This window comes from Streptomyces olindensis, assembly GCF_040645895.1.
GTDB lineage: Bacteria > Actinomycetota > Actinomycetes > Streptomycetales > Streptomycetaceae > Streptomyces > Streptomyces olindensis.
The window spans coordinates 1-9,409 of record NZ_JBEYZD010000134.1 but is presented as its reverse complement, the minus strand read 5'-3'; the positions used below and the strand labels follow the sequence as shown (position 1 = coordinate 9,409).

General features: G+C 70.4%; 6 protein-coding genes, 1 tRNA gene and 3 pseudogenes. 7 read left to right on the top strand and 3 right to left on the bottom strand.

The features are described from left to right. The 3 genes and pseudogenes from ABZ948_RS39975 to ABZ948_RS39965 form a co-directional block, all read left to right on the top strand. A pseudogene (locus ABZ948_RS39975) lies at positions 1–100 on the top strand (IS481 family transposase); the annotation flags it as partial. A gap of 280 nt (positions 101–380) precedes the next feature. Then, the gene (locus tag ABZ948_RS39970) at positions 381–1,781 is read left to right on the top strand and encodes a pyridoxal phosphate-dependent decarboxylase family protein (RefSeq protein ID WP_359768044.1); all 1,401 of its coding nucleotides are present in this window, start codon (positions 381–383) and stop codon (positions 1,779–1,781) included. Continuing rightward, positions 1,778–3,220: a lysine N(6)-hydroxylase/L-ornithine N(5)-oxygenase family protein gene (locus ABZ948_RS39965; RefSeq protein ID WP_359768043.1), complete on the top strand. Its 1,443-nt coding sequence runs from the start codon at positions 1,778–1,780 to the stop codon at positions 3,218–3,220. The genes ABZ948_RS39970 and ABZ948_RS39965 overlap by 4 nt, the downstream gene beginning before the upstream one ends. Before the next feature lie 31 nt (positions 3,221–3,251). Here the strand turns inward: ABZ948_RS39965 and ABZ948_RS39960 are convergent, their stop codons facing one another. Next, complete coding sequence (locus ABZ948_RS39960) at positions 3,252–5,060, bottom strand: bifunctional metallophosphatase/5'-nucleotidase (RefSeq protein WP_359768042.1); 1,809 nt, start codon at positions 5,058–5,060, stop codon at positions 3,252–3,254. A gap of 164 nt (positions 5,061–5,224) precedes the next feature. On the opposite strand from ABZ948_RS39960, the gene ABZ948_RS39955 reads away from it, so the two are divergent. Together ABZ948_RS39955 and pyk are read left to right on the top strand one after the other, a co-directional pair. Continuing rightward, entirely contained in the window at positions 5,225–5,944 is a 720-nt protein-coding gene (locus ABZ948_RS39955; RefSeq protein ID WP_359768041.1) for an SIMPL domain-containing protein, read from the top strand. A 166-nt stretch (positions 5,945–6,110) separates the two neighbouring features. Beyond that, entirely contained in the window at positions 6,111–7,547 is a 1,437-nt protein-coding gene (gene pyk / locus ABZ948_RS39950; RefSeq protein WP_359768040.1) for a pyruvate kinase, read from the top strand. Positions 7,548–7,557: 10 nt separating this feature from the next. Here pyk and ABZ948_RS39945 read toward each other — a convergent pair. Further along, positions 7,558–8,345, bottom strand: a pseudogene (locus ABZ948_RS39945) (helix-turn-helix domain-containing protein). Positions 8,346–8,432: 87 nt separating this feature from the next. After that, positions 8,433–8,516, bottom strand: a tRNA-Leu gene (locus ABZ948_RS39940). Positions 8,517–8,618: 102 nt separating this feature from the next. On the opposite strand from ABZ948_RS39940, the gene ABZ948_RS39935 reads away from it, so the two are divergent. Next, on the top strand, positions 8,619–9,275 hold the full coding sequence (locus tag ABZ948_RS39935) for an ANTAR domain-containing response regulator (protein WP_031115650.1): 657 nt from the start codon (positions 8,619–8,621) through the stop codon (positions 9,273–9,275). Between the two features lie 41 nt (positions 9,276–9,316). Next, positions 9,317–9,409: pseudogene (sepF, locus tag ABZ948_RS39930) on the top strand (cell division protein SepF); the annotation flags it as partial.

Sequence of the window (9,409 nt, the reverse complement as noted above, 5' to 3'; positions counted from 1 at the left end):
AGACTTCCTGCACACCTACAACCACCACCGCTGCCACACCGCACTGGGCGGCCAGCCACCCATCAGCCGTGTCAACAACGCTGCGGGCCAATACATCTAGGGCCTGACGGCACCGGGCGGGCCCCTCCAGGTCCCGCCCGGGGACGACACCCCCCGCCCGGCCCCGGCCGCACGGGCGGGCCTGCCCGGGGGCGACGGCCCGCCGGCCCGGCCCCGGGCGCGCGGGCGGGTCCGTCCAGGTCCGCCCGGCAGACGACGGCCCTCCGGCCCCGCCCCCGGCCACGCGGTTCCGACACGTTTTCCCCGTACGGACGTACCTCCACCCGGGTCCGGTCGTTGGGCTATTCGGGCGCGCCGCCCCGCGCCCCGGAGGACAGCCCATGAGCACGCCGCCCCTCGCCTCAGGCCCGGAAGGCCCCCACGCCCTGCGCCCGTTGCTCGACACCGTGCTCGACGCGCTGGACGCCGGCGCCCGGGCCCGGGGCGGGCCCCTGCCGGCGGGCGGGCCGGACGCGGTCGCCGCGCGCCTGCGGGAGGCGGTGGGCGAGGTCCTGCCCGACCAGGGCGATCCGCACGCCCTGCGCGCCCTGGTGCACGCGTTCGCCGAGGGCGCCGCCGACCCGGCGCACCCCCTGTGCGCCGCCCACCTCCACTGCCCGCCCCTCGCCGTCGCCACCGCCGCCGACCTCGCCGCCTCCGCCCTCAACCCGTCCCTGGACTCCTGGGACCAGGCCCCGGCCGCGTCGGAACTGGAGACGCTGGTCACGACGGCACTGGCCGAGGAGATCTACGGCTCCCGGCAGCGCACGGCCCCCGACTCCCTCCTCACCACCGGCGGCACCGAATCCAACCAACTCGCCCTGCTCCTCGCCCGGGAGGCACGCGGCGGCACCGTACGGCTCGTGGCCGGGGCGAACGCCCACCACTCACTCCCACGCGCCGCCTGGCTCCTCGGACTGCCCGAACCCGTCGTCGTACCCACCCCCGCCGGCACACTCGACCCCACCGCGCTCGACGCGGCCCTCACCCGCCTGCCCGGCCCCCTGCTCGTCGCCGCCACCGCCGGCACCACCGACGCCGGACACATCGACCCGCTGCCCGAGATCGCCGCCCGCTGCGCCGCCCACGGCGCCCGCCTGCACATCGACGCCGCCTACGGCGGCGCCCTCCTCTTCAGCGACCGGCACCGCAACCGCCTCACCGGCCTCGACGCCGCCGACACCGTCACCCTCGACCTGCACAAACTCGGCTGGCAGCCCGTCGCAGCGGGCCTCCTCGCCGTCAAGGACGCACACGACCTCACCGCCCTGCGGCAGCGCGCCGACTACCTGAACGCCGCCGACGACACCGAGGCCGGCCTGCCCGACCTCCTCGGCCGCTCCCTGCGCACCACCCGCCGCCCCGACGTCCTCAAGCTCGCCGTCACCCTCAAGACCCTCGGCCGCCACGGCCTCGGCACGCTCGTCGACCAGGTGTGCGCCCGCGCCCGCGAGTTCGCCGCCCTCGTCCGGGCACACCCCGGCTTCGAGCTCCACGCCCCGCCCGTCATCAGCACCGTGCTGTTCCGGCCCGCGGGCGCCACCGACGCCACCGTGGCCGCCGTACGCCGCGCGCTCCTCACCGACGGCCGCGCCGTCCTCGGCCGGGCCCGCCCCGACGGCCGGCTCTGGCTCAAGGCCACCCTCCTCAACCCCGCCACCGGGCCCGACGACCTGGCCGCCCTGCTGCACCTCGTGGCAGCGCGCCGAGCGACACTCGCGGAAGGACACACCCCCCGATGAACCCCCCACCGGCCACCGGCCCCACCCCGACGCCCCACCCGCACCACGAGCCCGACGCACCCCGCGACCTCGTCGGCATCGGCATCGGCCCCGCCAACCTCTCCCTCGCCGCGCTCGCCCACCCGCTCGGCGACCTCGACACCGCCTTCTACGACCAGCGCCCCGCCTTCGGCTGGCACCCCGGCCTGCTCATCGAAGGCGCCACCATCCAGGTCCCGTTCCTCGCCGACCTCGTGACCCTCGCCGACCCCACCAGCCCCTGGACCTTCCTCAACTGGCTCCGGTCCCGAGAGCGGCTCTTCCCCTTCTACTTCGCCGAGCGCTTCCACATCCAGCGCGCCGAATACGACGCCTACTGCCGCTGGGTCTGCGAGAACCTCCCCGGCCTGCACTTCGGCCACCAGGTCGACGCCGTCCGCTGGAACCCCGAACGCGACCTGTTCGAGGTCGACTTCACCCAGCTCGACACCGACGGCGAAGCGGAGGCCCTCGGCCGGACGTACACCCGCAACGTCGTCCTCGGCATCGGCACCGAGCCCTACGTCCCCGACCCCCTCAAGCCCCTCGTCGAGGCCCCCGGCGTGCCCGTCCTGCACGCCGCCGACTACCTCGACCACCGCGCCGCCCTGCTCGCCGCCGAGCACGTCACCGTCGTCGGCCTCGGACAGTCCGGCGCCGAGATCTTCCTCGACCTGCTCCGCAACCGGCCCGCCGGACGCGAGAAACTGCACTGGCTGGGCCGCACCGAGGCCTTCGCCCCCATGGAGTACTCCAAGCTCGGCCTGGAGCACTTCACCCCCGACCACACCCGCTACTTCCACGCCCTGCCCGAGTCCGCCCGCGACCGGCTCATCACCGGGCAGTGGCAGCTCCACAAGGGCATCGACGCCGGCACCATCGCCGCCCTCCACGACGAGCTCTACCGCCGCACACTGCACGGCGGCTGGCCCGACGCCGTCCTCACCCCGGGCGTCCGCGTCCGCACCGCAGGCCGGGTCGCCACGACCAAGGTGGAGCTGCACCTGGAACACACCACGCAGGACAGCCGCTCCCGCCTCACCACCGACGCCGTCGTCCTCGCCACCGGCTACCGCGAACGCCCCCTCGACCGCGTCCTCGCCGGCCTCGACCCCTACCTGCGCCGCGACAGCCAGGAGCGCCCGCGCGTCGACGAGGACTACCGGCTCGTCCTCGACCCCTCCGTCACCGGCAGCGTGTACGTCCAGAACGCCGAGACCCACACCCACGGCGTCGGCGCCCCCGACCTCGGCCTCGCCGCCTGGCGCGGCGCGATCATCCTCAACTCCCTGACCGGCAGGGAGGCCTACCGACTCCCGCGCCGCACCGCCTTCACCACCTTCGGCCTCACCCAGCGGCAGCAGGTCCCGCCGCCCCGCGAGGCACCGGCCCTGACCCCTCTCGTCGACGACCGAAGGTGACGAAGGACGCGACTCGAGGAGGGCACGCGGCTCAGAAGACGGGCGTGCCCTCCCGCGTGAGCCTCCAGTCCACGGCGGCGAACTCGGCCGGGTCGATCGACCCCTTCGCCTTCACCCAGGCGATCATGGTGTTGCGGATCTCGTCCGAGTTCGACCACAGCAGCGGCGCCGCGGCGACATGCGGGAAGTTCCCGCCGCCGTTGGCCCGGTAGTTGTTCACCGCGAACACGAACCGCGCGTCGTCCGCCAGCGGCTGCCCCCCGAACCGCACGTTCGTCACCCGCGACCCGGCCGGCTTCGCGATGTCGATCTCGTACGACAGACCGCTCACCACGTCGTAGTTGTAGTCCGGTGTGCCGTTCGCGTTCGTCAGCTTCGCCGGATCCACGGCGGCACCCGGCGCCGTCTGCGTGAAGTAGTTCGCCGAGTACTCCAGGTACGCCTTCATCTGCGCGCCCGTCATCAGCCGCGCCTCCAACGTGTTCTCGAAGACGTACAGGCCCGCCACGTCCCGGATCGTCACCTCGCCCGCCGGGATCCGGGCACTGCGCGAGAAGCACGCCGCCTGCGACAGCACCGGCAGCGCCGCGTGCTCCGTGCCCGCCAGCGCCTGCTTCACCGTGTCGGCCTGGATGTGGTTGATCAGGTCGATGATCGGCACATCCTTGTACGGCGCCTCGGCCGACGTCATCTCCGCCGCGTTGGTGCCGATGACCTGGTTGACGTACGCCACGACCTTCTCGTGCTCGTCCGAGAGCAGCCGCACGATCTTCGGGTCCTCCTCCACCGTGTTGGAGTTGAGGACCTTCGCACCCACCTTCTCGACCTTCCAGCAGCCCTTGACCCAGACCAGCTCGAAGTCGAACAGCGTCAGCCGCTGCCCCCACTTCAGCGGCTCGGACAGCACGACCTGCCGGCCCGTCTCCTTGTTCGTCACGAAGTACTCGGGGATCTCCGTGTGCGCGTGCCCGACCAGGATCGCGTCGATGCCCGGCACCTGCTCGGCCACCAGCCCGGCCGCGTTCTCGATGTACGGCAGCTGGTCACCGTAGGACGACGTCCCCGACGAGCCGCTGTGCGCCGAGACGATGACGACGTCCGCGCCCATCGACCGCAGCTTCGGCACCCACTTCGCCGCCTGCTCCTCCAGGCCCGGGAACGTCATCTTCCCCTGCACGTTCGCCTTGTCCCAGATCGCGATGCCCGGGTTGGTCAGCCCCAGCACCGCCACCTTCACGTCCCGCCCGAACGGCGTGCGCAGCCGGTGCATGCTGTACGGCGCGAACGCCGGGCGCAGCGTCTTCGCGTCCAGCGCGTTGGCGCCCAGCAGCGGGAAGCAGCACTGCTGCTCGAACTTGCGCAGCACCGGGATGCCGTAGTTGAACTCGTGGTTGCCGAGCGCCGCGGCGTCGTAGTCCATGGCGTTCATCGCCTGCGCCATCGGGTGCACCGGGCCGCCCTCGGCGGTGATCGGGTCGACCTTGGCGTAGTAGTACGACAGCTGCGTGCCCTGGATGGTGTCGCCCGCGTCGATGAGCAGCGTGTTGCGGCGGCCCTTCTCCGCGCGGACCTGGTTCACCAAGGTCGAGACCTTCGCGAGGCCGACGTCGTTGTGGGCCTTGTCGTCGAACTCGGCGTCCGTGAAGTAGTCCCAGTTGAAGACGTTGCCGTGCAGGTCCGTCGTCCCCATCACCGTGAACGCGTACCGCTTCTCGCGCCGCCCGGCAGTCCCCGATGCCTCGGCCGCCTGCGCACCCGGCGCCGCGACCGCACTCGCCAGCGCCACCCCCGCCCCGGTCACGGCGGACTTCTCCAGGAACTTCCGGCGGTTCAACGGCATGGCTGGCACTCCTCGCGGGAACTGTGAACAACGCGCGTAGATAACGCGCGTAGATTCTGACCCGTTCATGACCGGCAGCAACAGCCCCGGCAGGTTGCGATTAGATGACTCGGGATCACCGACTCCAGGCCTCCGGCCAGCCAAGACATGACAGAGTGGGGCGTATGACCATGCCCGCCGGAGATGCCACCCAGCCCGCCGTCCCCTACGGGACACCCGACGCCCCGCGCATCGCCGTCCGCGGCGAGGCCCGCCTCGAAGTCGACCCCGAGATCGCCCGCATCGGCATCACCGTCGCCGCCCGCGGCCGCGACCGCCGCTCCGCCCTCGACGACCTCACCCGCCGCAACGCCGGCGTCCTCGACCTCGTCAAGTCCTACGGCGACGCCGTCGAACGCCTGGAGACCGGCGCCTTCTCCATCACCCCCGAACTCACCAAGCACGGCCGCGGCGAACGCGTCCGCACCTACCACGGCAGCGTCCACGTCACCGCCGAACTCACCGACTTCACCGCCCTCGGCGAACTCACCACCCGCCTCGCCGACCTCGACCTCACCCGCGTCGACGGCCCCTGGTGGGCCCTGCGCCCCGACTCACCCGCCCACCGCGAAGCCCGCAAGAAGGCCGTGACGGAAGCCGTCCAGCGCGCCCGCGAGTACGCCGAGGCACTCGGCACCACCCTCTCCGCCCTCGTCGAACTCGCCGACATCGGCGCGGAGAGCAGCCCGCCCGCCTACCCCCAGGCGCCCGGCCGCATGCGCTCCGCGGCCTACGGCGCCGCCGCCGAAAACGCCCCCGCGGCCCCCCTCGACCTCGAACCGCAACGCCAGCGCGTCCACGCCCAGATCAACGCCCGCTTCACGATGGTGCCGCCGCGGCTGTAAGCCCCGCGGAGCGAATTCCGAAAACACGACCGAATTTCCCTCGGGGTGCTCATCGGAGCGCCCCGCCGCACAATTCAACACTTGTCAATAACGCTTCACGCGAAGTCTGTTGAGTAGTCATGCACGGCCAATTCTCTACCCGCCGGTAACTCATAGGCTCGGACCTATGCGCCGAGCAAAGATCGTCTGTACCCTTGGGCCCGCCACCGACACCTACGACCAGATCAAAGACCTGGTCGACGCCGGAATGGACGTGGCCCGCTTCAACCTCAGCCACGGCGGACACGCCGAGCACGAGGAGCGATACCACCGGGTGCGCAAGGCCGCCGACGAGACCGGCCGCAGCGTCGGCCTTCTCGCCGACCTTCAAGGCCCGAAAATCCGGCTCGGCCGCTTCACCGAAGGCCCCGTACTCCTTGAACGCGGCGACACCTTCACCATCACCGTCGAAGACGGCGCCGAAGGCGACGGCCGCATGTGCGGCACCACCTACGCCGGCCTCGCCGACGACGTCACCCCCGGCGAACGCATCCTCGTCGACGACGGCAAGGTCTGCCTCGAAGTCACCCGGGTCGACGGCCCCCGCGTCCACACCACCGTCGTCGAGGGCGGCGTCATCTCCGACCACAAGGGCCTCAACCTCCCCGGCGTCGCCGTCTCCGTCCCCGCCCTCTCCAAAAAGGACGAGGACGACCTCCGCTGGGCCCTGCGCACCGGCTTCGACGTCATCGCCCTCTCCTTCGTCCGCAGTGGCCGCGACATCCAGGACGTCCACCGCATCATGGACGAGGAAGGCCGCCGCCTCCCCGTCATCGCCAAAGTCGAAAAACCCCAGGCCGTCGAGAACATCGACGACATCGTCGCCGCCTTCGACGGCATCATGGTCGCCCGCGGCGACCTCGGCGTCGAAATGCCGCTGGAACAGGTCCCCATCGTCCAAAAGCGCGCCATCAAACTGGCCAAGCGCAACGCCAAACCGGTCATCGTCGCCACCCAGATGCTCGACTCGATGATCGACAACGCCCGCCCCACCCGCGCCGAGGCATCCGACGTCGCCAACGCCGTCATCGACGGCACCGACGCGGTGATGCTCTCCGGCGAAACCAGCGTCGGCAAACACGCCATCGAAACCGTCCGCACGATGGCCCGCATCGTCGAGGCGGCCGAGGAAGACATCCTGGCCAAGGGCCTCCCGCCGCTGACCGAACGCAACAAGCCCCGCACCCAGGGCGGCGCCGTCGCGCGAGCGGCCGCGGAAATGGGCGACTTCCTCGGCGCGAAGTTCCTCGTCGCCTTCACCCAGTCCGGCGACACGGCCCGCCGCCTCTCCCGCTACCGCTCGCCCATCCCCCTGCTGGCCTTCACCCCCGACCAGGCCACCCGCTCCCAGCTCAGCCTCACCTGGGGCGTGGAAACCTTCCTCGGGCCGTGCGTCGACTCCACGGACGCGATGGTCGACCAGGTCGACGAACTCCTGCTCCGCTACGGCCGCTGCGCCAAGGGCGACACGGTGGTCATCACGGCCGGCTCCCCGCCCGGGGTCTCGGGCTCGACGAACATGGTCCGCGTCCACCACATCGGGGAGGACGACAGCCCGAAGTAGGCCGTCGCCGTCAGTACTTGGGCCCGACGTGGGCGTCCATGAGGGCGACGGAGGCTTTGCGGGCGATGGAGATGTTGAACGGGTCGCTCCCGCGGGCCAAGGTGCTCCACTCGACGCCCACTTCGTCGAGGGCGCCCGTGAAGAGCTTCCTGATGTCATCCGACTTGTTGGAGAAGAGGTACGCGGGTATTCGTAGCGCTTGCGCTGTCCGGCGACCATGCGGGTCGTCCAGTTGGTGATCCGACAGCCGTCGGAGTGGATGAGCCCGCGGATGAACTCCCAGGGGTGCGCGTCGACGATGGCTTGCTGCCAGGGTTCCAGGGCGATGCGGCGTTCATGCTTCTTGCCGGGACCGTGCTGGGGAAATAGGCAGTGCAGGTGCTTCGAGTAGACCTTCACGTTGCGGCAGCCCGTCTTGCGGACACGACAGACGGAGTTTTCGGGGAAGACCGCCCGCATGGCCCGTTCGCACTCGTCCATCAGCCCGGGCCACGACTCCGTGCACGTGATCATGAGGTTGGGTACACGGTGCTCGGAGTAGTGACTGATGTGGCCGTCGCCCAGATACAGACCCAGTAGATAGGCGTAGGCGGCCTCGTCGAGGTGCCGCCCGTCGCACCGGGGGCATTTCGGATCATGCCGGCCGGGACACTCGCCGCGTTTCGCCCGGTCCATGTGTTTCCAGTAGCCGACCGTACCCAGCGGGACCTTGAGCCTGCGGGCCACATCCGCGTTCTTCGCGCCGCCGCGCAGCAAACTCAGAGCTTCTCGCCGTACAGCAGTACCATGAACATTCATGCGATCACTGTGCGTCACTGACGCTGGCTTGGGGTAGCAAAAAACGGAGAACCATGCGAACGTGATCCTCCGCTTCTGCTGCTGAGGTGCCCGGTGTGGGATTCGAACCCACATGCCCAAAGGGCACGGCATTTTGAGTGCCGCGAGTCTGACCAGTTCCTCCAACCGGGCAAGTCAGGGGACCGATGAGCAGTGTACCGGTTCACTGTGCGGCCCTGCTGCTAGGTACGCTCTTGGGAGCAGTACCGGCCTGCCCCGTACCAAGGAGCCCACGTGAGCGCCCCCGAGTCGCCCCAGCCTGTTGACGTGCCTGATGAGGACAAGTCGCACGTGCCTCCGATGACGACGCGGGTCGTCATCGCCGAGGACGAGGCCCTGATCCGGCTCGATCTCAAAGAGATGCTGGAGGAGGAGGGCTACACCGTCGTCGGTGAGGCCGGTGACGGTGAGCAGGCCGTGGAGCTGGCCCGTGAGCACCGCCCCGACCTGGTGATCCTGGACGTGAAGATGCCGAAGCTGGACGGCATCTCCGCGGCGGAGAAGATCGCCGAGGAGAGCATCGCGCCGGTGCTGATGCTGACCGCCTTCTCGCAGCGCGATCTCGTCGAGCGCGCGCGGGACGCGGGGGCGATGGCGTACCTCGTGAAGCCGTTCAGCAAGACCGATGTCGTGCCGGCGATCGAGATGGCCGTGTCGCGGTTCACGGAGCTGAAGGAGCTGGAGAAGGAGGTCGCCGACCTCACGCTCCGGCTGGAGACGCGCAAGCTGGTGGACCGGGCGAAGTCGATCCTGCAGACGGAGTACGGGCTGACCGAGCCGGCCGCGTTCCGGTGGATCCAGAAGACGTCGATGGACCGCCGCATGTCGATGCAGCAGGTGGCGGAGGCGGTCATCCAGGACGCCGAGGAGAAGAAGGCCAACAAGGGCTGAGCGAGGTGAAAGGGCCGGCTTGCCTTCCGTACGGAAGGCCGGCCGGGCTGATCTTCGGCCTGCGCGGTTCGATCGAGAGAGTGTCGACCCGTGTGTTCCTGCTGACCCCCGCCCACACGGAGATCGTGAACGGC

Bases quoted from the DNA above. Each gene is read 5' to 3' on its own strand.
- ABZ948_RS39970 (WP_359768044.1), top strand. From the start codon at position 381: ATGAGCACGCCGCCCCTCGCCTCAGGCCCGGAAGGCCCCCACGCCCTG.
- ABZ948_RS39965 (WP_359768043.1), top strand. From the start codon at position 1,778: ATGAACCCCCCACCGGCCACCGGCCCCACCCCGACGCCCCACCCGCAC.
- ABZ948_RS39960 (WP_359768042.1), bottom strand. From the start codon at position 5,060: ATGCCGTTGAACCGCCGGAAGTTCCTGGAGAAGTCCGCCGTGACCGGG.
- ABZ948_RS39955 (WP_359768041.1), top strand. From the start codon at position 5,225: ATGACCATGCCCGCCGGAGATGCCACCCAGCCCGCCGTCCCCTACGGG.
- pyk (WP_359768040.1), top strand. From the start codon at position 6,111: ATGCGCCGAGCAAAGATCGTCTGTACCCTTGGGCCCGCCACCGACACC.